The sequence below is a fragment of the Microvirga sp. HBU67558 genome (assembly GCF_018069605.1).
GTDB classification, from domain to species: Bacteria; Pseudomonadota; Alphaproteobacteria; order Rhizobiales; family Beijerinckiaceae; genus Microvirga; species Microvirga terrae.
In genome coordinates this window covers 1-261 of record NZ_JAGPUP010000065.1, presented here as the reverse complement: position 1 = coordinate 261, position 261 = coordinate 1, and the positions used below count along the sequence as shown (strand labels likewise).

The following is a 261-nucleotide window of genomic DNA, read 5'->3' as shown; positions in this document are numbered from 1 at the left end:
GGTCGTAGTCCGAGGTGGTCTCCTCGATCTGCGCCTTGATCTGCGAAACGCGGGCCTCGATGTCGCGCCGGTCGCCGGCCCCGTCCACGATGGTGGTGTTCTCCTTCTCGATCACTACCTTCTTAGCGCGGCCAAGCATCTGCACGGTGACATTCTCGAGCTTGATGCCGAGATCCTCGGACACGACCTGTCCCTTGGTCAGGACGGCGATGTCCTCGAGCATGGCCTTGCGGCGGTCGCCGAAGCCCGGAGCCTTCACGG

1 pseudogene is annotated in these 261 nt (G+C 64.0%); it reads right to left on the bottom strand.

The window, feature by feature from the left end:
* Window positions 1-261: pseudogene (gene groEL / locus KBI52_RS00250) on the bottom strand (chaperonin GroEL); the annotation flags it as partial.